This is a genomic window from Variovorax sp. UC74_104, from assembly GCF_044055375.1.
Lineage (GTDB): Bacteria > Pseudomonadota > Gammaproteobacteria > Burkholderiales > Burkholderiaceae_C > Variovorax.
Genome location: NZ_CP171978.1, coordinates 6315645 through 6340095, shown reverse-complemented (window position 1 = coordinate 6340095; position 24451 = coordinate 6315645). Strand labels below are relative to the sequence as shown.

Sequence of the window (24451 nt, the reverse complement as noted above, 5' to 3'; positions counted from 1 at the left end):
CGTCTTTGTTCTTGTTTTCTTCTTCCGGGTTCAAGAGATGTCCTGTGTCATCAAGGCTAGTAGGAACAGGGCGCTCTGGCAGGCCACCACGATGGCGTGGCGCTGCATCAGCTGGCGGGTGCCCTGCACGCGGTCGTCGAGCGGGCGGGGCGCGTGCTGCGAAGGCGGCGGCTCGCGCAGCCCGAGGGAGGCGAGCGCGCGGTCGAGCGCGTCGAGCGAGGCGACGGTGCCGCGCGCGAGGCCGTCGAACAGCGCCTCGTCGAAGCGCAGCCGGAACGCGAAATAGCGCTCCAGCGCGCCCAGGATGACGACCGCGCCGAAGCCCATGGTGGCGGTGGTCGAGAGCGAGCGCAGCGTCAGCGCGAGCACCAGCGCCGAAATACAGGTGAGCGCGAAGCCCCAGAGGGCCAGCAGCGCCGCGGCGCGCAACAGCGCCGCGAGCGCGGCGCAGGTGGTTCTGTCGTTGTCATCGGTCATGGGGCGGCACCTCCTGCAAGGGCTCGAACGGCTCCAGGGAGACCCGCCACGCATCCCGCAGCACGATCTGCGGCCGTGCCCGGCGCACCGTGTCCTCGGCCTGGGCGACGCCGCCGGCCGCGCCGTAGCGGTCCAGCCAGGCGATCACCGCCGCCGCGCTGCGCGAGAAGCCGAGCGCGCAGCAGACCCACACTGTGGCACCGTCCGCGTTCCTGCGCTGGCCTTCGATGACGGCCGCCGCGCGCTGCAGGCGCATCGCGGGCGGCACCGTCAGGTCGAGGATCGGCACGCAGCGCGCGTGCGGCACGCCGGCGGGCATCTGCAGCTCCGCGCACAGGCTCACCAGCCGGGGCCGGCCGGCTGCCAGCCACTCGGCGTGCGTGGGCCGGCGGCCCAGCCGCAGGCCCGGCACCACCTCGACCGACGCCGGCAGGCTGCGCGTCCAGAGCCGGGCGTTGACGGCGGCGCCCAGCCGGTACGGCGCCAGCATCCAGCGCGCCGCCCAGCCCATGCGGCCGCGGCCATCCATCTGGAAGCCGCGCGCGCCGAAGCCCGCGTAGTTCAGCGCCACCAGAGCCAGCGAGGCGGCCGGCCACGCAAGCCACAGCGCGACGCCGCCGCCGTAGAGCGCCGCCGCAAGGAACAGCGCCGCGCCCACCGCGTAGAAACCGGCCAGCTTCCAGCGCTGCGGGTCGGGCGTGGTGCGCCATGCGCGCGGCATCGACGCCACGCGCTCCAGCGGCCACAGCCACACGCAGAACAGGCCCAGCAGCGCGCCGGTCGGGATGTCGATGAAGTGGTGCTGCCACGTCGTCAGCACCGAGGCGCAGATGGCGAAGGCCCACAGGTGCAGCACCAGCCGCGCCCACAGCGGCCGGATGAACTGCCGGTACCAGTCCCACAGAATCACCGCCAGCGCGATATGCAGCGAGGGCGCCTGGTTGAAAGGCTGGTCGAAGCCCCGCAGCGCATTGAACAGAAAGGCCGGCGCGCCGTCGACCGGCGGCTGTCCAAAGCTGAAGTGCAGCGGCCACAGCACGAAGCAGGTGCAGGCGACGAGCGTGGCCGTCAGCAGACGCAGCGCGTGCCGGTCGAGCGTGTGCCTGCTGCGCGCGAGGAAAAGCGACAGTGCGTAGAAGACGTTGATCGTCCAGTACGGAAAGATGGTCCAAGGCCAGAACGGCACGTGCCGCTCCCACTCGAAGGCCATCGACGGCACATTGGCGCGCGTGGTGGCCCACCAGTTCGCGAAGCCGTAGGTCGCGTAGAACAGCGGCCCCAGCAGCACCAGCCAGGCGGCGGCGCGCTTCCAGGGCCGTGGGTTGCTCGTCATTGCGTGACGCGCACCGCCAGCGACACCGTGAAGATGCCCCACTCGTCCACCCGCTGGTCGATCTTGCGGAAGCCGGCTTCCTCCACCAGCTGGTCCATCTCGTACTGGGTGCGGCGGCGCATCACCCACGCTTCGCCCTGGCGGTGGCTGGTGAGGGCACGCGCGATCATCTCGAGCTGCGGGTGCCAGGGCTGGCCGGTGTAGACCAGGTAGCCGCGGTCTTCCACCGCGTCGCCCACGCCCGCGAGCGAGCGGCGCACCATCTCGTTGTCGGGGAAGAGCTCGTACAGGCCCGACACCACCGCCAGCGTGGGCCGCGGCGTCACGCTGGCCAGGCTCATGCGGTCGAAGGCGTCGGCCTGCACGAACTGGGCGATGTCTTCCAGGCCCTTCTCGGCGATGAGCGCGCGGCCGTCGCGCACGTTGATGTCGCTGTAGTCGCGCAGCAGGATCGAGCTGGCCTTGACGGGGCTTGCCAGCACCGCGTCGAGCACGTAGCGGCCGTGGCCGGCGGCGATGTCCATCACGCGCACCTCGCGGTGCATCTCGGCCAGCCGCTCCATCGCGATGCGCAGCAGCTCCTCGACGTGGATCTTGCGCTGGCGGATGCCGCGCCAGCCGATCGACTCAAGGTAGGTCTTGTCGATGGAACGGCCGATGAACGAACTGCCCTGCGGATGGTTGCGGTAGACGTAGTCGAGCGTGCTGCCGGAGTCGAAGCCGGTCTCGTGGCCGAGCTTGATGCCCTCCGACATCGTGCCGCCCAGCTTCAGCCCGGCGCGGGTGATCGCCCAGTAGGCGCCGCGCGGCGACAGGGGCGAGAGCGGTTCGGCCAGTGCGCGCGATTCGTCGGCAGTGTCGCCGCTCAGGTGCGCCTCGCGGCGGTCGACGGGCACGGCGGGCTCGTCGAAGCGCTGCAGGATGAATTCGCGGATCTGCGCCACGGCAGGTGCCCGGTCTTTCTCGCCCAGCGTGTCGTGGAAGAAGCCCGGCAGCTCGACCTTGGTCTTGACCGCGCTGCCCAGCCGTTCGAAGAACTGGTGCTGCGGCTTGTGGTGCACCACCCAGTCGGCGCCCGAAATGAGCAGCTGCACCGGCAGCGTGATTGCATTCGCATCCGCCACCACGCGGTCGGCGGCTTCATACAGCCCCAGCAGGATGTTGACCGCGATGGGCCGGCTGATGAGCGGATCGCTCTCGTAGCTGGCGATGCGCTCGGGGTCGTGCGTGAGGAACTTCGCCTTCACGTAGCTGTTGACGAAGAAAAGCCCGCGCAGCTTGTGCATCAGCGCCAGGCCCGGCCGCGCGAAGGGCACGTAGAGCTTGACCTTGAAGGCTGGCGAGGCGAGCGTGAGGCCGCGCACCTTGGGCGCGTAGTCGTGCGCCCAGGTGGCGATCAGTACCGCGCCCACGCTCTGCGCGACCACGTGGATGTCGTGCTCGGACACGCCGTGCACCGCGCCGATGTGCTGCACGAAGGTCTGCACGTCGCGCACCGAAGTGCCGAAGCTGGGGCTGTAGCCGCGCTGGCCGGGCGAGCGGCCATGGCCGCGGGCGTCCCAGGCGTAGAAGTCGAAGTCGGGCAGGTCGAGCTCGTCGACCAGGTGCGCCATGCGCGCGCCGTGCTCGTGGCCGCGGTGGAACAGCAGCACGGCACCGCGCCGCGCGGCCCCCGTGGCGGGCCAGCGGCGGTAGAAGAGCGATTCGCCGTCGTGCGTCTGGAAGTGGAGTTCTTCGGCGATGCGTTGAGTTGTGTTTGTCATTGAGTCCCTGTGGAATTCTTGTGGTCTGCCTCCGCCAGTGCGCGGCGGATGCGGTTGATGGTGGTCCAGGCCACGAGCGCGGCCAGCAGCGGTATCAGCCAGGCCGTCCAGCCCGGCAGCGGTCCGCCCAGCGCCACGTACAGGCCGAGCGCGCCGAACACGAAGGCCCGGTCGCTCTTGCCCAGCGGGCCGTCGTAGCGGCGCGAGGCGCCCACGGTGGGGCCCAGCGCGCCGGCGAATTCGCTCAGCCCGGCCAGCACGATCACGGTGCCGACCCAGAAGCCGCTGAAAGGCAGCACCAGCGCGAAGGGCAGGTACAGCGCCGCGTCGGAGACCACGTCGGTCAGTTCATTGAGGAAGGCGCCCAGTTTGCTTTGCTGGTTGTGCTCGCGCGCCAGCATGCCGTCGATGGCGTTGAAGGCCATGCGCAGGAACATCCACAGCGGGATGAGCCCGAAGGCCGCCAGCGAGGGCGCCGCGAAGAAGAGCCAGAGCCCGAGCGCCACCGATACCGCGCATGCCGCCAGCGTGACCTGGTTGGCGGTGACGCCCATCGCATGCAGCCGGATCACCAGAGGCCGCAGCAGGGCCTGGAAACGCGGCTTCAGTTCGTAGATCGACACGTGCTGGCTTCCCCTCGTTCGTTATATGGCCGGAGCATTCTGCCAGCCTGTGGCAGGCACTAAACTCATTGGCGCACACCCCTCCCAAATGACCATCCAGACAGACGACTTCGCGCCCGCCCCCCAACGCGTGGTGTCCGCGGCCCCCGCATCGCCCAACGAGGAGGCGATCGAACGGGCCCTGCGCCCCAAGCTGCTCGACGAGTACGTCGGCCAGGCCAAGGTGCGCGAGCAGCTCGAGATCTTCATCGGCGCCGCGCGCAAGCGGAAGGAAGCCCTCGACCACGTGCTGCTGTTCGGCCCGCCGGGCCTGGGCAAGACCACGCTTTCGCATATCGTCGCAGCCGAACTTGGCGTGAACCTGCGCCAGACCTCCGGCCCGGTGCTCGAGAAGCCCAAGGACCTGGCGGCGCTGCTGACCAACCTGGAGCCGAACGACGTGCTCTTCATCGACGAGATCCACCGGCTGAGCCCGGTCGTCGAGGAAATCCTGTACCCCGCGCTGGAGGACTACCAGATCGACATCATGATTGGCGAGGGCCCCGCGGCGCGCAGCATCAAGCTCGACCTGCAGCCCTTCACTCTGGTGGGCGCCACCACCCGCGCCGGCATGCTGACCAACCCGCTGCGCGACCGCTTCGGCATCGTCGCGCGGCTGGAGTTCTACACGCCCGAGGAGCTCGCGCTGATCGTGCACCGCAGCGCCGGGCTGCTCAAGGTGGAGGCCGACGCGGCCGGCGGCTTCGAGATCGCCCGCCGCTCGCGCGGCACGCCCCGCATCGCCAACCGGCTGCTGCGCCGCGTGCGCGACTACGCCGACGTGAAGGGCACCGGCCGCATCACGGAAGACATCGCGCACCGTGCGCTGGCCATGCTCGACGTCGATCCGCAGGGCTTCGACCTGATGGACCGCAAGCTGCTGGAGGCCGTGATCCACCGCTTCGACGGCGGCCCGGTCGGCCTGGACAACGTGGCCGCCAGCATCGGCGAGGAGCGCGACACCATCGAGGACGTGATCGAGCCCTACCTCATCCAGCAGGGCTACCTGCAGCGCACGCCGCGCGGGCGCATCGCCACGCTGGCGGCGTACCGCCATCTCGGCGTAGCGCCCCCTTCCGGCCGCAACGACGGACCCGATCTCTTTGGAGCCTGATCCCCATGCACACCCATGACCTGAGCGCCTGGCAGCACGACCACCATTTCGGCGCCGACACATCCTCCGCCGAGCGCAGCACGCGCCTCGTGATGTGGATCACCTTCGCGATGATGGTCGTCGAGATCGGCGCCGGCTGGTGGTTCAACTCGATGGCGCTCTTGGCCGACGGCTGGCACATGAGCTCGCACGCGCTGGCCATCGGCCTGAGCGCCTTCGCCTATGCCGCCGCGCGCCGCTATGCGCGCGACCCGCGCTTCGCCTTCGGCACCTGGAAGATCGAGGTGCTGGGCGGCTTCGCGAGCGCGCTGGCGCTGCTGGGCGTGGCGGCGCTGATGGTGGTGGGCTCGCTGGAGCGGCTGTGGTCGCCCTCGGCCATCCACTATCCCGAAGCCATCACGGTGGCGGTGCTGGGCCTGGTGGTCAACCTCGTCTGCGCGCGGCTGCTCGGTGGGGCGCACCATCATCACGGCCATGACCACGGACACGCGCACGACCATCACGATCACCACGGCCATGGCCACGACCTGAACCTGCGCTCGGCCTACCTGCACGTCGTGGCCGACGCCGCCACTTCGGTGCTCGCCATCGCGGCGTTGCTGGGCGGCTGGTTCTACGGCTGGGCCTGGCTCGACCCGGCGATGGGCATCGTCGGCGCGGTGCTGGTGGCGGTCTGGGCCAAGGGGCTGCTGAAGGAAACCGGCAAGGTGCTGCTCGACCGCGAGATGGACCACCCCGTCACGCAGGAGATCAAGGAAGGCGTCGAGACCCTGCTGGCCGACTCCGAGACCCGCGTGGCCGACCTGCACGTGTGGCGCGTCGGCCGCGACGCCTACGCTTGCGCGCTCACCGTGGTGACGCACTCGCCGACGCTCACGGCCGACGAGGTGCGGGCCTGCTTCTCGATGCACGAGGAGATCCGCCACTCGACCGTGGAAATCCAGCGCTGCGTGGATTAGGTCCAGCGGGGAGCGAGCAAGCCGAAGTCAGGCCTTGGGCCTGGCGTGCCGCACGATCAACACCTGCGCCGCGTAGTACGTCCCCAGCACCCAAAGCTGCGCCAGCGGCAACGGTGCCACGAACTTGTTGATCGCCAGCAGCGAGTCGCTCAGCATGAAGAAGCACGCGCCCACCGCCACCCATGGCGCCGATGGATCGGTCCGGCGCAGCACTGCCGCGCGTCCGATCGCCTGCGCCGCCATGCAGGCGATCACCACCACGTAGGCGCCGACCGGAATCCGCAGCGCCGCAGGCAGCCCGCCCTGCCAGAGGAAGGCGTACATCCCAGCGCCCACCAGCAGCGTGGCCGCCAGCGCCCCGGGCCGCGGGAACAGGCCGACGCCAATACGGAACAGCGCGATGTAGGCCAGGTGGGCCAGCAGGAAGCACACGAGGCCCGGCACGAACATCCCGCCCGGCCCCATCAGCAGCACGTCGCCCCCGAGCGAGGCGACCAGGCCCGCCAGCAGCAGGCCGTCGAAGCCGGTGATGGAACCCGCCGCGAGCGCCCGCCGGGCTGCGAGAAAGATCGCGATCGACAGGGCCAGCGGCTTGAACAGGAAGTGCAGCCAGCTGATGCCCAGCGCCGCGCTGGCCGTGGCGAGCGCGCAGGCTTCGATCAGCAGCACCTCGGTGACGGTCAGCCGCCCTTGCAGCACGCCGCCGATCGCCCACAGCATGGCCGTCAGCGCGGCCAGCCACACGGCCGAATGCGACAGCGGCAGGAGGTCGGAGAACCACAGGAACACCACCGCGAACCCCACCAGCAGCAGGAACTGGATGCCCGCGAACCACTGCACGCCCGCGCTCACAGCCGGCTCGTAGCGCGCCACCTTCGCGATGTCGAAGGGCGGCTTCGGAAAGCGCGCCGCCACGTCGGCCGGCCGCCAGCCCGGCGGCTTGATCCACACGCGCAGCTTGTCGGCCCAGCTGCGCGCGTGCCATGAATCCTTCGCGAGCGCCCAGTAGACCTCGGCGTTGGCCCACAGCGGGTCCCAGCTGCGCAGCCCGCCGCGCGTGCCGTAGACGCAGCGCTCGTCCTCCTCGCGGAAAGTGCCGAACAGGCGGTCCCACACGATCAGGACGCCGCCGTAGTTGCGGTCGAGGTAGCGGTCGTTCACCGCGTGGTGCACGCGGTGGTTGGAGGGCGAGCAGAACCAGCGGTCGAACCAGCCCAGCCTGCCCACCTGCTCGGTGTGCACCCAGAACTGGTAGAGCAGGTCGACGAGCGCCACCACGCCGAACACCAGCGGCGGCACGCCGGCCACCGCCATCGGCAGGTAGAAGATCCAGCCCAGCAGCGCGCCGCTGGAGGTCTGGCGCAGCGCGGTCGAGAGGTTGTAGTGCTGGCTCTGGTGGTGCACCACGTGCGCCGCCCACAGCACGGCCGACTCGTGGCCCATGCGGTGCAGCCAGTAGTAGCAGAAGTCGTAGAACACGAGCGCCAGCAGCCAGCCGTACCAGGTGGTCCAGAACTCCCTGGCCGCTTCCTGCGGAAAGAGCGAGACCGCCGAGTACACGGCCGTGTAGATGCCGATGCGCAGCAGGCCGGTGAGCACCGCGCTGATCTGGCTGAGCATGCCCAGCCCGACGCTGTTGATGGCGTCGGCGAGGCGGTAGGTGTCCTGCCCGGTGCCGCGGCGCGCACGGGCGCGGCCGATTGCGAACTCGATTCCCATCAGCAGGAAGAAGACGGGTGTCGCTAGAACGATGATCTGGCCAGGGCGCATCGCGCGATTGTGGCGTTGCTGCACTGCGACAAGTCACCGGGACGTCACGGGGCCGCCATCGTACGGTCACCCGGCGGTGGGAGCCTACCGGGCCATGCAACGCGACGACGCTTTCCTTCGCGCATGGCGCGACACCGCGACCCGGGCCCTCGACCCCGAGGACGACGATCGCGGGCGTCCGCCACTGCAATTCCGCACCCTCTGGATCTCCGACCTGCACCTGGGCACCCCCGGCTGCCAGGCCCGGGCGCTGCTCGATTTCCTCAAGCACACCGAGTGCGAGACGCTGTTCCTGGTCGGCGACATCATCGACGGCTGGCAGCTCAAGCGCCACTGGTACTGGCCGCAGGCGCACAACGACGTGATCCAGAAGCTGCTGCGCAAGGCGCGCAAGGGCACGCGCGTGATCTTCATTCCGGGCAACCACGACGAATTCGCCCGCAAGTACCTGCACCACAACTTCGGCGGCATCGACGTGGCCGACGAGTGGATCCACGAGACGGCCGACGGGCGCAAGCTCTGGATCATCCACGGCGACCTGTTCGACGGCGTGATCCAGTGCGCCAAGTGGTTGGCCTACGTGGGCGACTCGCTCTACGAGTTCACGCTCAAGCTCAACCGCCACCTCAACTCGCTGCGCGCGCGCATGGGGCTGCCGTACTGGTCGCTGTCCAAGTACCTCAAGGGCAAGGTGAAGCGGGCCGTGAGCTACGTGGGCGACTTCGAGAATGCCGTGGCGCGCGAGGCCAGCAAGCGCGGCGCGCAGGGCGTGGTCTGCGGCCACATCCACCATGCCGAGATGCGCGACATCGACGGCATCCTCTACTGCAACGACGGCGACTGGGTCGAGAGCCTCACGGCGCTGGCCGAGCATGCCGACGGCACGCTGGAAATCATCGACTGGGCCAAACACATGCCCGTGCCGTCGAAGGCGACGCCGCAGCGCGAAGCCGTCGCCGCCTGAAGCGCAAGAAGAAGCAGGGCGGCTGCGCTCAGCCCTTCCGGTCGCGGCCTGTCGTGCTCGTGGCCCGGTCCAGATGCTCGCGCCAGGCGTCGTAGTGCTTCAGCATGCTCTTGCCCATCTCGTCCATCCACAGCCACCAGGCCAGCGCGAGGTTCTCGGGGCCGTCGGGTTCGGGTGGATCGAGGGCAGGCGTGGCGCCGGGCTGTTCCGGCAGCTCGTAGTCGCACAGGCGCTCGACGCTGCTGTGCGGAAAGCCGGGAATGACAGTGCTCACTGCTGTGCTCCTTCAGCGCGGCGCGTTCTCCGGCGCCCCGAACGACTCCCCAGGCGGATTGAAGCAGGAAGCGGCGCGCTCATGCATCGGACTATCCCGAATGGAAACAAAAGTTCGCGATAAATCCATGAGCCCACGGTAGCCGGGTAGCGCTCGACCGATCCGGCGACGGCGCTCCGGGCCCGGAACCGCACCGTGCCTTCCGCGTCCCTTCGCATTCGTCGCTTCCGACGATGCACCCCCGGCGCCCCCGCGCCAAGATGCCTCCACACGGCAGCGCCGAAGGAGACAGACATGGCAGGTCCGTTGCAGGGATTGCGGGTGATCGAGATGGCGGGCATCGGCCCCGGCCCGTTCTGCGCGATGCTCTTCGCCGACATGGGCGCGGAGGTGATCCGCATCGAGCGCCCCGGCACGCGCACCGCGCCGCACGACATCCTCGCGCGCGGGCGCAGCACGCTGCAGGTCGACCTGCGCGCGGAAGGCGCCGCGCAATCGGTGCTCGACGCCATCGCCAGGGCCGACGTGCTCATCGAAGGCTTCCGCCCCGGCGTGATGGAGCGGCTGGGGCTCGGCCCCGCGGAGTGCCATGCGCGCAACCCGCGGCTGGTGTACGGCCGCATGACGGGCTGGGGCCAGCACGGTCCGCTCGCGCACGCGGCGGGCCACGACATCAACTACATCGCCATCAGCGGCGCGCTGCACGCCATCGGCCGCGCGGGCGAGCCGCCGGTGCCGCCGCTGAACTACGTGGGCGACTTCGGCGGCGGCGCGATGCTGCTGGCCTTCGGCATCCTCGCCGCGCTGCACGAGGCGAAAGGTTCGGGCCAGGGCCAGGTGGTCGACGCCGCCATGACCGACGGCGCGGCGCTGCTGTCGGCCATGATGTACGGCTTCAGGTCGGCCGGGCAGTGGAGCAACCAGCGCGGCGAGAACATGCTCGACGGCGGCGCGCACTTCTACGACACCTACGCCTGCGCCGACGGCAAGTACGTGGCCGTGGGCGCCATCGAGCCGCAGTTCTACGCGCTCCTGCGCGAGCGCTGCGGCATCGCCGACGACACCGCCTTCGACGCGCAGATGGACGCCGACCGATGGCCGCTGCTCAAGCTGCGCATGGCCGACGTGTTCCGCACCCGCACGCGCGACGAGTGGTGCGTGCTGCTCGAAGGCAGCGACGCCTGCTTCGCGCCCGTGCTCGACTGGGACGAGGCCCCCGAGCATCCGCACAACGTTGCGCGCGGCACCTTCGCCAGCGTGGGCGGCGTGGTGCAGCCTGCGCCCGCGCCGCGCTTCAGCCGCACCGCGCCGGTGGTGCCGCAACCCGTTGCGCGCGACGACGGCCCAACGGTGCTGCGCCGCTGGGGCGTGGCGGCGGATGCGATCGCGCCGCTGTGCGGGGCATGACCGCGGCAGTGCCGGCCCCGCGCGCCCTTGCGGGCCGGCAGGAAACGCCGCGTCGGCCGAGTCCGGCGGACGCGACAGGAAAGAAAGCAAAGGAAGAAAACATCATGGCCATCGATTTCCGCCGCTCCTGGAGCGACGAAGACCTGGAGCTGTACCGCGACAACGTGGTGCGATTCATCGAGACCGAAGTGCTGCCGCACGACGAGGAAGCCCGCAAGCGCGGCCACGTCGGCCACGAGGTGTGGCGCAAGGCCGGCGCGCTCGGCCTGCTGTGCGCCGACATTCCAGAGGAGTACGGCGGCGCCGGCGGCGACTTCCGGCACGAGGCCGTCTTCTACGAGGAGATGTCGCGCCGCGCGCTCACCGGCATGGCGACCTCGGTGCACAGCATCGTGGCGCACTACTTCCTCAACCACGGCACCGAGGCGCAGAAGCGCCACTACCTGCCGCGCCTGGCGCGCGGCGAACTGGTCGGCGCCATCGCCATGACCGAACCCGGCGCGGGCTCCGACCTGCAGGGCGTGCGCACCCGCGCCGAGAAGAAAGAAGGCGCCTACGTCGTCAACGGCTCCAAGACCTTCATCACCAACGGCTTCCTGGCCGGCGTGGTGCTGGTGGTGTGCAAGACCGACCCGACGCAGGGCGCCAAGGGCACGTCGATCCTCATCGTGGAGACCGAAGGCTGCAAGGGCTTTCGCGTGGGTCGCGTGCTCGACAAGATCGGCATGAAGGCGCAGGACACCTCCGAGCTCTTCTTCGACGACGTGCGCGTGGGCGCCGACGCGCTGCTCGGCGGCGTGGAGGGGCAGGGCTTCTTCCAGCTCATGAGCGACCTGCCCTATGAACGCACCATCATCGGCCTGAGCGCGCTGGCCACCATGGAAGGCGCCTACCAGGCCACGCTCGACTACGTGCGCGACCGCAAGGCCTTCGGCAAGCCGGTGGCCGAGTTCCAGAACACGAAGTTCAAGCTGGCCGAGATCGCCACGCAGATCAAGGTGGGCCGCGCCTTCATCGACCGCTGCATCGAAGACCTGGTGGCCGGCAGGCTCGACACCGCCACCGCCTCCATGGCCAAGCTCTGGGGCTCGGAGGCACAGGGCCGGGTGATCGACGAGTGCCTGCAGCTCTTCGGCGGCTACGGCTTCATGAATGAATACATGGTGGCGCGCATGTACGCCGACGCGCGCGTGCAGCGCATCTACGGCGGCACCAACGAGATCATGAAGGAGGTGATCGCCAGGGCGCTGTGAGCAGGCCCCGGCCAACTCAGGACAGCCGCCTGATCTCCGCCCTTGCGATCTCGCGGTGGTGGTACGACGGCGACAGGCCGATGAACTGCGTGTACTTCTCGCGCGCTGCGTCGGTGTCGCCCGCGTCTTCCAGCTCCAGCGCTTCCAGCGTGAACTGGGTGAAGAGCCGGTTGGCGTCGTGCTCGCGCGCGGTGGTGGCGGCCAGCGTCTTGGGCTGCAGCTCGGGTTGCGCGGCGTAGATCTGCCGCTGCACTTCGATCACCTCGATCAGCGCGCGGCCGATGCGCTGGATGTTCTCGTCCACCGGGTCGAGGCCGGTGCCGCGCACGTCCGTCGCGGCCTGGTCGAGCAGATGAGATGCCACGCGCAGCAGATGGTGGATCCGCTTGTGTCTCATGGGCGGCCCTCTCCGTCGGGACGACCGCTTCCGGGCTTCGCCGCTTCCGCGAAGCCGCTTCCTTGCAATGCACTCATCCGTTGTTCCGCTTGGCGCCGGAGGCCGTCGCGGCCCGCCCGCGCGACTGGCGCCGCGGGGCCGGCGAGGCGGGCTCCCGTCCGGCGGCCAGGGCGTCGTCTTCCGCGCGCAGCTTGTCGGCGAGCTGGCTCGCGCGCTCGGCAATGGCCAGGTTCCTCGCCGCCTCGGCACCGTGCGTCTTCACCGAGAAGGCCTTGCTCACGCTGCCCTTGCCGGCGGTGTAGGTGATGGCAAGCCAGTAGCCCGGGTGGCTGGGGTTGGGCGTCTTGAAGTGCACGCCGCTCACGCCGCTGGTGTTGTTGCGCCGGGTGATCTCCGACTTCGAGCGCTTGGGTTCGCGCGGCCCGGCAGGGTGGGCCGACAGCCCCATGCGGATCGCCTCCTCGGCCGGGTGGATGCGCGCCAGGCCCGTCATGCGCTCGAGCTGCCGCGCGCGCTCCCGGATCGCGAGCGCCTGCGCGTCGTCGCCGAGGTCGGCCACCGAGAAATCGGTGCGCAGGATCTCGTCGGGCGCGATGTAGGTCTTGGCCATCCAGGCGCGCACCCGGCCGTTCGGCGCGAGATGGTGGAACACGCCCGTCACGCCGGTGCTGTTGTTGGTGCGCTGCTTCTCGGCGCGCTCGCTGCGCGTCTGCGGCGGCACGCTGCGCACGATGTGGTCGCGCCAGTCCTGTGCGTGCAGCAGCGCCTGCTCCGCGCCGCCGTAGCTGGCCTTGCCGAACAGCCTGTGGTGGCGCACGCCGTTGCGGACGATGGAGACTTCGAAAACCCCAGGACCTGGAGTAGATGCCGTACATGGCTGCCGGGTTCGGGATACCTTTGGGCATTCTCGACTTGATGCTGCTACTTTGGTGCTCAGCGCTGCTGATTCCGATGGGCTCCCCGACCTGCCCGCTGCTCTTCGGCGCGCGCATTTCGCGGCTATTTTGGCCGAAGCACGAAGGCAAATCGGCGCGTGCGGCCGCGCCTGAAAAAATATCATCGACGCGGGCGCGCGGGCATCCGCCGGCCGCCGCGCGAAGGGCGCCGGCCCCTGCGAGCCGCATGGTCACTGCTGCGGCCTTGCCCCGGCGGCCAGGCCGTGCGGGCGGGCGCCCTGGCGGGGCTCCTGCCGGTAGGCCATCGAGAGCGCGCCGGCCGCGGCCTGCTGCATGTGCGCCAGCTTCTGCTCGAGCTGGCGCTCGCGCTCCTCGATCGCCAGCAGCTTCGCCTTCTCGGCACCGTGCTCCTTGATGGAGAAGGCCTTGCTCACGCTGCCCTTGCCGGCGGTGTAGGTGATGGCCAGCCAGTAGCCCGGATGGCCCGGGTTGGGCGCCTTGAAGTGCACGCCGCTCACCCCGCTCGAATTGGTGCTGCGCCTGATTTCCGACTTGGAGCGCTTGGGCGACAGCTGCTCCGGCGCAAAGGCCGGCGGGCTCGTGCGGATCGTTTCCTCGGCGGGGTGCAGCTTGGCCAGCCCGTCCATGCGGTCGAGCTGGCGCGCGCGCTCCTCGATGGCCAGCGTCTGCGCCGCCTCGCCCACGGTGTTCACCGGGAAGTCGGTGCGCAGGATCTCGTCCTGCCCGATGTAGGTCTTGGCGACCCAGGCCCGCACCTTGCCGCCCGGGGCGACCTGGCAGAACACGCCCGACACGCCCGTCGTGTTGTTGATCCGCAGCTTCTCCGCCCGGTCGCGCCGCGGGACCGGCGGCACGCTGCGCACCACGCCGTCGCGCCAGTCCTGCGCCTGGAGCAGCGCCTGCCGGTCGCCGCCGTAGCTGGCGCGGCCGAACTGCTTGAAGTAGCGCGTGCCGTTTCGCACGATCGACACCTCGTAGCCCCAGCTGCGGGGGTAGATGCCATACATGGCTGCGGGATTGGGGATTCCTTTGGGCATGGTGCTTCGGCTCGAGTCCGCTCTCTGGTGCTTTCGATGGCTCCCTGCGCGGGGGCGCGACTCTCCGCGTCGCCGCGCTGCTTGCGCTATCGCAGCAGTTGGAAGTCTTCGGGGGAATGCTAGGGACGCCCGCGGTGGCGGGGTATCACCGGAATCCGTAGTTCAGGGGGTAGCCGGCGCGGGAGAGAAAACTGGATGTAGGCCTATCGAATTACACCGAGCCTGCGCGCGATAGCCACCGCCTGCGTCCGGCTCTTCGCGTCCAGCTTCATGTTGATGTTGCGCAGGTGCGTGCGCACCGTGCTGTCGGACACGAAGAGCTTCTCGGCCATCGCGCTGTTCGAGTAGCCCTCGGCCAGCAGCTGCAGCACGCGGATCTCCTTGCGCGTGAGCGGTTCCTTCATGGCGTCGCCGCCGGAGGGCGCTTCCGACTCGGCCGGCACAGGCATCGGCCCCACGGCCTGCAGCAGCCGCTGCAGGTGGTCCGCCAGGATCGGATCGACGGTGGCGCCTTCCTGCATCGCCGCGGCGCAGCGATGGACGAGCGGGCCCACGGCGGGCCCCTCGTCGAGGATCAGCCGCATGAAGCCTTCCTGGCTCGCCGCCTGCAGCACGCCGGCGAACTCCTCGGTGGCGGCGGCCGGGTCGCCGGCGCGCTGCAACGCGAGCGCGCGCAGCACCCTGAGCTTGAGCGCGCGCCGGTTGCGCGCCACGGCAAGCGCGGCGTGCAGCTCGGCGTCGAGCACGCCCAGCGCCGCGCGCGCGTCGCCGAATGCGATCTCCCAGCGCGCCTTGGCGAGCGCCAGGTAGTCGAGGTCGTGCGCGGGCAGGCGCTGGCGCTGCTCGCGCCCCCACAGGGCAGGGTCGTCGGCGCGCAGCAGCTCGTCGTGCGAGGCGGGGCCGTTGCCCTGCAGCAGCAGCATGCGCGAGCGCTCCAGCTTGGCGCCGGCCACCACGCGCGGCAGCTGTCGCGCGTGGCCCAGGTATTCGAGCTCGGTGAGCGCCTGGAAGGCCGCGTCGATGTCGCCCGCGTGGAAGGCCAGGCGCGAGCGCATCACGTGGCTCAGGATCATGTGGTCGGGCAGGCCCACGTCGCGCGCCAGCGGCAGGTACACGTTCAGCAGGCGCTCGGCCTGCGCGAGCTGGTTGGTCTCGTAGACGGCGCCCGCGTAGAGCACGCCGGCCCATGCGTTGCCGTGGCTGTGGTTGTACGACACCGCATGCGTCGAATCGACCGCCATGCGCAGCCGCGCGGTGGCCTGCCGCAGCCGGCCTTCGTGCAGGTCGAACAGGCCCGCCAGCGACTCGGTGTACATGCGGTTGAAGGCGCTGTTGCCCTGCTCGCGCCGCGCCGCGTCGAGCAGCCGCCGCGCCTCGTGCTGGTCGCCGCGCACCGCGAGGATGTGCGCCATGGCGTTGAGCAGCACGCTGTCGGCAAAGGCCAGGCCGGTGGGCAGGCGCACCAGGCTCTGGCGGCCGGCCTCGTAGGCCTCGTCGTGGCGGTCCTGCATGGCCAGCAGCAGCGGCACCAGCGTGTGGGCGCTCGCGCGCACCTCGGCGATGGGGCTGTCGAGGCAGCCGGATTCGTCGAGCTGCCGCATCGCGTCCCACGGGCCGTGGGTGAAGCAGGTGGCCCACAGCGAGATCGGCTGCAGGAACGGGTGCTCGCGCAGCTGGTGCTCGGGAATGGCCGAGAACCAGCGCGCCAGCATGCGCATGCGGCCCTCTTCGAGGAACTGCGCGGCATGGTGGTCGAGCAGGTTCAGCGCATGCGGATGGTCGCCGCCCTCGATGGCGTGGTCGATGGCGGGCACCGGGCGGCCGTGCGACTCGTACCAGCCCGAGGCCGCAAGATGCAGCCGCGCCGGCTCGCCGGGCATCTCGCGCGCGAGCTGCGCGCGCAGGAAGTCGGCGAAGAGGCTGTGGTAGCGCCATGCATCGCCGTCGCCGCTCACCGGCGTGAGAAAGAGGTTCGACGTGGCCAGCTGCTCGAGGATGGCTGCGCAGTCCATGCGTGGGCACAGCGCCTGGCACACCGATGCGTCCAGCTGCCGCAGGATGCTGGTGCGCAAAAGAAAGTCGCGGATCTCCTTCGGCTGGTGGGCGAGCACGTCCTCGGCCAGGTACTCGGCCACCGCGCGGTCGGAGCCCGAGAAGCGCTCGACGAAAGCAGTGGCGGTGGCGCCCGCCGAGCCCGCGCCGTGGCGCTCCAGCGCCATCGACGCGAGCCAGATCGCCGCCACCCAGCCTTCGGTCTTGCGGTGCAGCAGCGAGAGCATCTCGGCCGGCAGCGACTGGCGCAGGCCGAAGAAGGCGCCGGTCTCCTCCAGGCTGAAGCGCAGCCGGTCGGTGTCGATCTCGGTCAGCTGCCCGCGCGCGCGCAGCCGGCCCAGGCCCAGGTCGGGCAGGCTGCGCGAACCGATCACGATCTGCCCCCGGCGCGGCAGGTGCTCGACGATCTCGCGCACCAGCCCCAGCACGGCCGGCTCCTGCACGCGCTCGAAGTCGTCGAGGAAGAGCGTGAAGGGCGACTCGTGCGCCGCCAGCGCGGCCACCGCGTCGAAGGGGTTGCTGCCGCCGTTGCCGCGCGGGTCTTCCACGCCCAGGCGCTGCACGGCCTCGGCCAGGCAGTCGAGGAAGCGCGAGACGTCGTTGTCGGCCCGGTCCAGCGTGAGCCATGCTGTGGCGATGCCCTGTGCCTCCATGCGCTCGCGGATCTGCGCCATGGCGGTGGTCTTGCCGAAGCCGGCCGGCGCGCGCACCAGCACCAGCTTCACGGCCGCCGAGGCGACCTCTTCCCCCGATCGCGGTGCGCGGCACCTGCGTGGCGACGAAGGCCGGGGGATTGAGCTTGGTTTCGAGGATCCGGGGTGTGGGCGGCTGCATGCGGCGCTGAAATCCCGTCGTTTCCGACGATGTGTGCGGCCGATTCTGCTTCCTAAACTGGACAGGGACAAACCGTTGAAGACACCTCAAGGACACCAGCAGATGCAACTCGATTCCAGCATTGCCGCAGTGGTCACCGGCGGCGCCTCGGGCCTGGGCGCCGCCACCGCGTGCCGGCTCGCGGGCCACGGCGTGAAAGTCGCGCTCTTCGACCTCAACGCCGAACAGGGCGAGGCGCTGGCGAAGGAACTCGGCGGCATCTTCTGCAAGGTCGACGTCACGTCGGAAGAGCAGGTGGACGCCGCCTTCGCCAAGGCACGCGCGGCGCACGGCCAGGAGCGCGTGCTGGTCAACTGCGCCGGCACTGGCAACGCCGTGAAGACCGCCAGCCGTGACAAGGCCACCGGCGAGATCAAGCACTTTCCGCTCGCGAATTTCGACCGCATCATCCAGATCAACCTGGTCGGCACCTTCCGCTGCATCGCCAAGTCGGCCGCCGGCATGCTCACGCTCGACATGCTGGAAGACGGCGAACGCGGCGCCATCGTCAACACCGCCTCGGTGGCCGCGCAGGACGGGCAGATGGGCCAGGCCGCCTACACCGCATCGAAGGCCGGCATCGTCGGCATGACGCTGCCCATCGCGCGCGACCTCATGAGCGAGGGCATCCGCGTCAACACCATCCTGCCGGGCATCTTCGACACGCCGCTGCTGCAGGGCGCGCCCGACAACGTGAAGGCCGCGCTCGCGGCATCGGTGCCGTTCCCGAAGCGACTGGGCAATCCGGCGGAATACGCGACGCTGGCGGAACTGATGATCACCAACGGCTACTTCAACGGCGAGAGCGTGCGGCTCGACGGGGCCATCCGGATGGCGCCGCGCTGAGCGGGCCCCGCACTCACACAGATATATACAGACAGGAGAACTCCCCATGCCCGAAGCATTCATCGTCGCCGCCGCGCGCACCGCCGGCGGCCGCCGCAACGGCCGCCTCGCCGGCTGGCATCCGGCCGACCTCGCCGCGCAGGTGCTCAACGCGCTGGTGGACCGCACCGGCGCCGACCCGGCGCTGGTCGAGGACGTCATCATGGGCTGCGTCGACCAGGCCGGCGAGCAGTCTTCCAACATCGCGCGCAACGCGGTGCTGGCCTCGAAGCTGCCCGAATCGGTGCCGGCCACCTCGATCGACCGGCAGTGCGGCTCGTCGCAGCAGGCGCTGCACTTCGCGGCGCAGGCCGTGATGTCGGGCACCATGGACATCGTGATCGCCGCCGGCGTGGAGAGCATGACGCGCGTGCCCATGGGCATGCCCGTCACGCTGCCGCTGAAGAACGGCCTGGGCTTCTACGTGAGCCCGCTCATGGCCAGGCGCTACCCCGACGTGCAGTTCAGCCAGTTCACCGGCGCCGAGATGATCGCAAGGAACTACGGCATCGAGAAGGATGAGCTCGACCGCTACGCGCTCGAAAGCCACAGACGCGCCATCGCCGCCACCAAGGCCGGTCACTTCGAGCGCGAGATCGTGCCCGTGGCGGTGCGCATGGCCGACGGCACCGAGCCCGGCGAGCAGCACACGGTGGACGAGGGCATCCGCTTCGACGCCACGCTGGAGAGCATCGCCGCCGTGAAGCTCATCGCCGAGGGCGGGCGCTGCACCGCGGCCACCGCCAGCCAGATCTGCGACGGCGCCAGCGGCCTGATGGTGGTGAACGAGCGCGGCCTGAAGACGCTGGGCGTGGAGCCCCTCGCGCGCATCCACCACCTGAGCGTGATGGGGCACGACCCGGTGATCATGCTGGAGGCCCCGCTGCCGGCCACGCAGCGCGCGCTGAAGAAGGCGGGCATGAAGATCTCCGACATCGACCTGTATGAAGTCAACGAAGCCTTCGCGCCGGTGCCTCTGGCGTGGCTGCAGACGCTGGACGCCGACCCCGCGCGGCTGAACGTGAACGGCGGCGCGATCGCGCTGGGGCATCCGCTGGGCGCATCGGGCACCAAGCTGATGACCACGCTGGTGCACGCGCTCGGCCAGCGCGGCAAGCGCTACGGCCTGCAGACCATGTGCGAGGGCGGCGGCATGGCCAACGTGACCATCGTCGAGCGGCTGTGAGCGTCGCCGGCGCCGACGGGGCTCCGCTGCCGTGCTGCGGGCGCGGCGCCGCGCAGTCCATAGCCCGTTCCCGGGAGGGCGAGGCCCGGCGGATGCCAACATAATCGGGGGCCATGGGCGCCTCGCCAGCCATTCTCGATCCCCGTTCCATCATCCTGCTCGCCGGCGTCATGGGCGTCATGATGGCGCTCGTGGTGTTCTTCATGCGGCGCAGCTATCCGCGCAGCATCCAGGGCCTGGGGGAGTGGTCGCGCGCGCCGCTGGTGGCCTTCGTGAGCACGCTGCTCTTCGCGGCACGGGGGTACTTCCCTGACTTCCTGACCATCGTGGTCGCCAACTTCGTGCTGTACCAGGCCTGCATCCTGTACTACGCCGGCAGCCAGAAGTTCCTGTTCGGCCACGGCGACACGCGGGCCTGGACAGTGCTCAACTGCGGCCTGGCGCTGGTGCTGTTCTGGTTCGGCATCCTGAAGCCCGATTTCGAGGTGCGCCTGTTGTTCGTCACGGCCGCGGTGTCGGCGCTGTTCTTCCGGCATGCGCTGCTGTACATGCGCCACACGGGCCACGTGTTCGGCAAGCGCCTCATGACCGGGCTGCTGCTGGCGCAGGCGGTGGTGGCGGGGCTGCGCTTCGTGTCCGTGGTCGCCGGCATGGCGGGCAGCGGGCTCATGGAAGGCAGCTGGGTCCAGTCGATCTACATCAGCATGTACTCGTTCACCGTGCTGCTGCTGTCCATCGCCGTCATCCTGATGGCCACCGACCGCGTGCACACCGAGTTCGAATACCTCGCCACGCGCGACCCGCTGACCGGCGCGCTCAACCGCCGCGCCGTGCTCGATGCGAGCGAGCGCGCCTTTTCCTCGGGCGAGCGCGGCGGCGCGCTGCTGATGGTGGACCTGGACCACTTCAAGGAAATCAACGACCGCTTCGGCCACCAGATGGGCGACGCCGTGCTGCGCGAGGCGGTGCGCCGCATGCAGCGCGCCATCGGCGACAAGGGCGTGCTCGGCCGCTACGGCGGCGAGGAGTTCGTCGTGCTGCTGCCCGAGGCCGGCCAGGCCGAGGCGATGGAGATCGCGGCGCGCCTCAGGCACGCCATCGGCGAGCCCTTCCCGGCGGACTCGAGCATGGCCGTCGTCGGCTCCATGGCCGCGAGCATCGGCGTGGCGGCCGGCGCGAGCAGCGCAGGCGGTTCCAGCATCGACGACGTGCTGGCGCTGGCGGATGCGGCGCTGTACCGCGCGAAGGCGATGGGGCGGGATCGGGTGATTGCGGCGGCCTGAGCGGCTTCATTCCGCGGCTTCGGCGTCGATGCGCTCGGCGTTGCACCTCGCACAGTAGCGGGCTGCAGGCGTACGAAGCGGCGTGTTGCACACGTGGCATGGCGGGCCGTAGAGGCTCAGGCGGTGATGCAGGATCGCATTCGGATTGGTTTCCTTGAAGCCCGTGATGCGTTCGTACGCCGCCACCGTCAGGTAGCCGAGGCCCCGCTCCCGGGCTTCGGCGAGGCTGCAGCCGGTTTCCTCGCGGTATCGATTCATCTGCGCGATATAGCTCATCGGATGCGCGAGCTGCCACTCTTCCTCCGTGAGCATCGGCATGTCGGTCTGGCAGCGCCAGCAGTAGAGGGTGCGGGGCATGGTGTGAATTCAGGTGGAAACCATGGCGCTCGATTGCCCCAGGTAGGCCTCGACCGCCGGCCCCCACAGGTCCTGTCGCACGATCAGCATGTGGCCGTTCACGCCGGGAGCCAGCGTGTAGGCCTCGAATCTGCCCTGGCCACCTGCGGCCGTGAACGCTTCGAAATTCATCCGGCTGTGGGCCATTGCGTAGAAGCTGTCCTTCTCGCCATACAGCCAGAGCGTGGGGCGGGGAAATACCGCGCCTCGCCTGAAGCTCACCGGATTGATCGCGTCGGCCGATCTGTTGGGGCACTGGTCGCTCATCCATCCGCCGACGAAGTTGATCGCACCGCGGAACACGCCCGGCCGGGTGCCGGCATAGGCGATGGCGAGGATCCCGCCGCGCGAATGGCCGGCGATCTCCATGCGCCGGGTGTCCACCTCCGGATTCGCCTGCAGCCATGCGACGGCTGCGTCGATGTCCGCAAGTGCGTGCTCGAAGCCGGCTAACGACAGGCCCGGATCGCAGCTGTAGTGCTCGCGCTTCGGTGTGAAGCCTTCGTCGTAGAGTCCGTCCGACTGGCCGCGCCCGCGTCGCTGCGGAAATGCGACCAGCCAGCCGCGCTGGGTGAACCATCCGGCGAGGCGCTCGGGTGCCCAGGTGTCCTTGAAGAGTGCCGGGTTGTTGCCGATGCCGGTAGAGCCGTGGTTGAACACCACGGTCGGAAAGGGGCCCGCGCCTTCGGGCTTGTAGATCACCATTTCCAGCGTGACCGGCGCACCGCCCTCGACGAATGGCGTGGGCACGCGGACCGTGCTGCGTTCCTGCGCCCAGCAGGAAGCGGCAGCGAAGACGAGCGAGACGGCGAGAGCGAAGAGTTTTTTCATTGCACGGGCATCCCTGGCGATCTGCCGCATTCTGCCCTCGGCCCCCAGCCGCTACCCCGCAGTGCGCGCTCCCCGCCTCGGTCTCCACCCTGCCGCGCCGCTCGCCAGCACGATCCCCGGCACCACCAGCGACAGTGCCACCAATGCCGCCCCGGTGACAGGCTCGTTCATCCAGGCCGCGGCACCCAGCGTCGTCAAAACCGGCACCAGCGCCGCCGAGAGCGAGGCACGCGGCGCGCCCAGCCGCGCAACGGCGACCATGTAGACCACCAGCCCGAGCAGGCCGGCGACCACGCCCTGCGTCGTGGCCTGCAGCGCAACGTCGGGCCATGGGGCCGTCAGCAGTTTCGGCACTCCGGCGAAGGGCAGCACGAGCATCGACAACAGCAGCGTCGACCAGCCATTCACGAATGCCGCGCCCTGCCATGGCGTGAGTCCGCAGTGCGCGAACGCGAGCGAGTGCGCGGCCCACAGCATGGCCGCAACGAGGAAGAGCAGGTCGCCGCGCCAGCCGGTCGAGCCGGTGCCGCCGCGAAAGCTGTCTGCCGCGAACAGCGCCATGCCGATCGCGATGCAGGCCAGTCCGGCGAGCCTGATGCCTTCGATCTTCTGCCGCTTGTGCAGCCATGCGCCAACGGCCGTGAACAGCGGCAGGCTGCCCGCCATGAAGATGCCCATGTGGCTCGCGGGTGCCCATTGCGCACCCGCGAGCACAAGCAGGCCGAAGGGCAATCCGCCGCCGGCGACGAGCACGGCGAGCACGGGCAGCGACGCCTTCGGGGCAATGCGCTCGCGGCCGAACCACAGCGGCATGAGCAGCAGCGCAGGAATGCCGTAGCGAAGCAGCGCGAGGTCGATCGGCCCGAGCGTGGTGGTCACGCCGTGCCGCGACACGAGCTGCCATGCACTGCCGATGAAGGAGGCGGCCAGCGCGGCAAGCAGGCCGGTGAGGAGGTTGCGATCCAGCATCGCGGCGAGTTTCGCGACCGCGCCGGCTGGCGGCTATCAAATTCGTGCGCCGGCCCTCAGGCCAGAGCGCTGCGGGCTTCGCCCAGCGTCACGCCCACTTCGCGCCCGAATACCGCCCCCAGGTGGCTCTGGCTGCAGTAGCCGAGGTCGTGCGCGATGCCGGCGAGGTCGGTGTCGCCATCGGCCAGGCGTTCCAGGGCGGAGGCGATGCGCAGATGCTGGCGGTACTGGTGAAGGCTCAGGCCCGTCTGTTGGCGGAAGCTGCGTGCCAGGTGGAAGGGGGAGCGCGAGACCGCATCGGCGAGGTCGTGCAATGAAAGCCGTGCCTCGCGATCGGCGGTTTGCGCAAGCAACTGCTTGGCGTTCGCGACCGTGCTGGTCAGCGGCATCTGCCGGCGCGATGTCTCGAGTTCGGCGACCAGCGACGCGATGGCCGGTGCGCCGCCGTCGCCTGCGCGCAGCTGGCGTTGCGCTAGGTGAATACGGTACAGCGACCTCGGCGAGAGCTGGCAGAACGCAGGCGTGGCATCGGAACGCGCCGCCCGGTGCCGGCTGACCACTACGCTTTGCCGCATCGCGCGCACCACGGGACGCAGCTGATAGACCATGGCATCGACCAGATGCATGGCGGTCAGTGCGTCGACCTGCCAGGTGCTGTCGCCCCAACCCACGTCGAGCACCGCGCGACCTGCAGGGAAGATGATGCGGCGCGATTCGATCGTGTAGGGGCCGCTCCAGCCAGGCTCGTCCTTCGCATGCGAGCGCAGGTGCTCCACCGTGAAATCTTGTCCGGCATAGAGGAGCGTGCGGTCGTGGGCCATGGCTTGGCCATTTTGCGCGCCGGCTCACCCTTTAGCCAGCAGACCGCGACCAGCGCGACGGTCGCAATCGCGAGGCGAGCAAGATGAGCGCCGCACTCAGATGCCCACGAACTCCGCCACCTCCGACACCGCCGCCCGCTCGGTCACCAGCGCGTCGATCGGCCGGCTGCGGTCTGCGTAGCCGATGGCCATGCCCGTGAACAGCATGCGCTCGGGCGGCAGCGCGATGAAGCTGCCGATGGTCTGCGGGTAGATCGCCCAGCATTCCTGCGGGCAGCTGTCGAGCCCTTCGGCGCGCAGCAGCAGCATCACGTTCTGCAGCAGCATGCCCAAGTCGGACCACTGCGGCGGGCCCATGCGGCGGTCGACGGTGCAGAAGAGCGCGAGCGGCGCGCCGAAGAACTGGTAGTTGCGCGCGAACCATTCGCGGCGTGCGGCCTTGTCCTCGCGCGGAATGCCCAGTCGCGCGTACATCGCCTCGCCGACGGCGAAGCGGCGGTCGCGGTAGGGCGCGACCAGCTCGCGCGGGTAGATGTCGTACTCGCTGCCTTCGCCGGCGGGCGCTTCCATCACGCGCGTGCGCATGATGGCCTTGAGCTCCGCGAGCTTCTCGCCGCCGACCACGTGCAGGTGCCAGGGCTGCAGGTTGCCGCCCGAAGGTGCGCGCAGCGCCTGTTCGATCACACGGCGGATGACTTCGCCGGAGACGGGCGTGTCGAGAAAGTCGCGCACCGAGCGGCGGGTGGCGATGGCGTCCTGAACGTTCATTCCAAAGTCCTCTTGGGGATCGATGCTAGGGGCAACCCTCGGATGGCCTCAATCGTCCGT

Annotated in this window: 22 protein-coding genes and 1 pseudogene; 8 read left to right on the top strand and 15 right to left on the bottom strand. The window is 69.7% G+C overall.

Annotated features, from left to right (window positions below; translation table 11 throughout):
- Positions 1-30: 30 nt before the first annotated feature.
- Genes ACHMXA_RS29965 through ACHMXA_RS29950 form a run of 4 tightly spaced genes read right to left on the bottom strand, consistent with a single transcriptional unit; the run spans position 31 to position 4196 of the window.
- Positions 31-477, bottom strand: a complete 447-nt coding sequence (locus tag ACHMXA_RS29965; RefSeq protein WP_176663485.1) for a hypothetical protein — start codon at positions 475-477, stop codon at positions 31-33.
- Positions 467-1810, bottom strand: coding sequence for a phosphatase PAP2/dual specificity phosphatase family protein (locus ACHMXA_RS29960; protein WP_395317459.1), 1344 nt, complete (start codon positions 1808-1810; stop codon positions 467-469). Before ACHMXA_RS29960 ends, ACHMXA_RS29965 begins: the two co-directional genes overlap by 11 nt.
- On the bottom strand, positions 1807-3573 hold the full coding sequence (locus tag ACHMXA_RS29955; protein WP_395317458.1) for a bifunctional alpha/beta hydrolase/class I SAM-dependent methyltransferase: 1767 nt from the start codon (positions 3571-3573) through the stop codon (positions 1807-1809). Before ACHMXA_RS29955 ends, ACHMXA_RS29960 begins: the two co-directional genes overlap by 4 nt.
- Entirely contained in the window at positions 3570-4196 is a 627-nt protein-coding gene (locus tag ACHMXA_RS29950) for a CDP-alcohol phosphatidyltransferase family protein (protein ID WP_395317457.1), read from the bottom strand. Before ACHMXA_RS29950 ends, ACHMXA_RS29955 begins: the two co-directional genes overlap by 4 nt.
- Positions 4197-4284: 88 nt before the next feature.
- Between ACHMXA_RS29950 and ruvB the strand changes: the two genes are divergently transcribed.
- Both ruvB and dmeF read left to right on the top strand, forming a co-directional pair.
- Entirely contained in the window at positions 4285-5349 is a 1065-nt protein-coding gene (ruvB, locus tag ACHMXA_RS29945) for a Holliday junction branch migration DNA helicase RuvB (RefSeq protein WP_395317456.1), read from the top strand.
- A gap of 5 nt (positions 5350-5354) precedes the next feature.
- Positions 5355-6308 carry a CDF family Co(II)/Ni(II) efflux transporter DmeF gene (gene dmeF, locus ACHMXA_RS29940; RefSeq protein WP_395317455.1) on the top strand — a complete coding sequence of 318 codons (954 nt, stop codon included), beginning with the start codon at positions 5355-5357 and terminating at the stop codon, positions 6306-6308.
- Positions 6309-6335: 27 nt separating this feature from the next.
- Here dmeF and ACHMXA_RS29935 read toward each other — a convergent pair whose 3' ends face one another.
- Complete coding sequence (locus ACHMXA_RS29935) at positions 6336-8078, bottom strand: lysoplasmalogenase family protein (protein WP_395317454.1); 1743 nt, start codon at positions 8076-8078, stop codon at positions 6336-6338.
- Positions 8079-8172: 94 nt separating this feature from the next.
- On the opposite strand from ACHMXA_RS29935, the gene ACHMXA_RS29930 reads away from it, so the two are divergent.
- Positions 8173-9042 carry a UDP-2,3-diacylglucosamine diphosphatase gene (locus tag ACHMXA_RS29930; RefSeq protein ID WP_395317453.1) on the top strand — a complete coding sequence of 290 codons (870 nt, stop codon included), beginning with the start codon at positions 8173-8175 and terminating at the stop codon, positions 9040-9042.
- A gap of 28 nt (positions 9043-9070) precedes the next feature.
- On the opposite strand, the gene ACHMXA_RS29925 is transcribed toward ACHMXA_RS29930, so the two are convergent.
- A complete protein-coding gene (locus ACHMXA_RS29925) occupies positions 9071-9316 on the bottom strand; it encodes a hypothetical protein (RefSeq protein ID WP_395317452.1) in 246 nt (81 codons plus the stop codon).
- 294 nt (positions 9317-9610) lie between these two features.
- Between ACHMXA_RS29925 and ACHMXA_RS29920 the strand changes: the two genes are divergently transcribed.
- Both ACHMXA_RS29920 and ACHMXA_RS29915 read left to right on the top strand, forming a co-directional pair.
- Positions 9611-10723: a CaiB/BaiF CoA transferase family protein gene (locus ACHMXA_RS29920; RefSeq protein ID WP_395317451.1), complete on the top strand. Its 1113-nt coding sequence runs from the start codon at positions 9611-9613 to the stop codon at positions 10721-10723.
- Positions 10724-10827: 104 nt separating this feature from the next.
- Positions 10828-11976, top strand: coding sequence for an acyl-CoA dehydrogenase family protein (locus tag ACHMXA_RS29915; protein ID WP_395317450.1), 1149 nt, complete (start codon positions 10828-10830; stop codon positions 11974-11976).
- A gap of 16 nt (positions 11977-11992) precedes the next feature.
- Here the strand turns inward: ACHMXA_RS29915 and ACHMXA_RS29910 are convergent, their stop codons facing one another.
- From ACHMXA_RS29910 to ACHMXA_RS29895, 4 genes and pseudogenes are all read right to left on the bottom strand, one after another.
- The gene (locus tag ACHMXA_RS29910) at positions 11993-12373 is read right to left on the bottom strand and encodes a hypothetical protein (RefSeq protein ID WP_176663473.1); all 381 of its coding nucleotides are present in this window, start codon (positions 12371-12373) and stop codon (positions 11993-11995) included.
- Positions 12374-12446: 73 nt separating this feature from the next.
- The gene (locus ACHMXA_RS29905; RefSeq protein ID WP_395317449.1) at positions 12447-13190 is read right to left on the bottom strand and encodes an AP2 domain-containing protein; all 744 of its coding nucleotides are present in this window, start codon (positions 13188-13190) and stop codon (positions 12447-12449) included.
- A 309-nt stretch (positions 13191-13499) separates the two neighbouring features.
- Positions 13500-14327 (bottom strand): AP2 domain-containing protein, encoded by an 828-nt coding sequence (locus ACHMXA_RS29900; RefSeq protein WP_395317448.1) that lies wholly within the window; start codon positions 14325-14327, stop codon positions 13500-13502.
- 203 nt (positions 14328-14530) lie between these two features.
- Positions 14531-17213, bottom strand: a pseudogene (locus ACHMXA_RS29895) (LuxR C-terminal-related transcriptional regulator).
- Positions 17214-17315: 102 nt separating this feature from the next.
- Between ACHMXA_RS29895 and ACHMXA_RS29890 the strand changes: the two are divergent.
- From ACHMXA_RS29890 to ACHMXA_RS29880, 3 genes are all read left to right on the top strand, one after another.
- Entirely contained in the window at positions 17316-18098 is a 783-nt protein-coding gene (locus ACHMXA_RS29890; protein WP_395317447.1) for an SDR family NAD(P)-dependent oxidoreductase, read from the top strand.
- A 46-nt stretch (positions 18099-18144) separates the two neighbouring features.
- Positions 18145-19323, top strand: a complete 1179-nt coding sequence (locus ACHMXA_RS29885) for an acetyl-CoA C-acetyltransferase (protein WP_395317446.1) — start codon at positions 18145-18147, stop codon at positions 19321-19323.
- Positions 19324-19436: 113 nt separating this feature from the next.
- Positions 19437-20606: a GGDEF domain-containing protein gene (locus tag ACHMXA_RS29880; RefSeq protein ID WP_395317445.1), complete on the top strand. Its 1170-nt coding sequence runs from the start codon at positions 19437-19439 to the stop codon at positions 20604-20606.
- Between the two features lie 6 nt (positions 20607-20612).
- Here the strand turns inward: ACHMXA_RS29880 and ACHMXA_RS29875 are convergent, their stop codons facing one another.
- The 5 genes from ACHMXA_RS29875 to ACHMXA_RS29855 form a co-directional block, all read right to left on the bottom strand.
- Positions 20613-20963: a hypothetical protein gene (locus ACHMXA_RS29875; RefSeq protein WP_176663467.1), complete on the bottom strand. Its 351-nt coding sequence runs from the start codon at positions 20961-20963 to the stop codon at positions 20613-20615.
- Between the two features lie 9 nt (positions 20964-20972).
- On the bottom strand, positions 20973-21833 hold the full coding sequence (locus ACHMXA_RS29870) for a dienelactone hydrolase family protein (protein WP_395317444.1): 861 nt from the start codon (positions 21831-21833) through the stop codon (positions 20973-20975).
- Between the two features lie 51 nt (positions 21834-21884).
- The gene (locus ACHMXA_RS29865) at positions 21885-22802 is read right to left on the bottom strand and encodes a DMT family transporter (protein ID WP_176663465.1); all 918 of its coding nucleotides are present in this window, start codon (positions 22800-22802) and stop codon (positions 21885-21887) included.
- A 56-nt stretch (positions 22803-22858) separates the two neighbouring features.
- The gene (locus ACHMXA_RS29860; protein ID WP_395317443.1) at positions 22859-23623 is read right to left on the bottom strand and encodes a helix-turn-helix domain-containing protein; all 765 of its coding nucleotides are present in this window, start codon (positions 23621-23623) and stop codon (positions 22859-22861) included.
- Positions 23624-23719: 96 nt separating this feature from the next.
- Positions 23720-24391, bottom strand: coding sequence for a nitroreductase (locus ACHMXA_RS29855; RefSeq protein ID WP_395317442.1), 672 nt, complete (start codon positions 24389-24391; stop codon positions 23720-23722).
- Between the last annotated feature and the right edge of the window lie 60 nt (positions 24392-24451).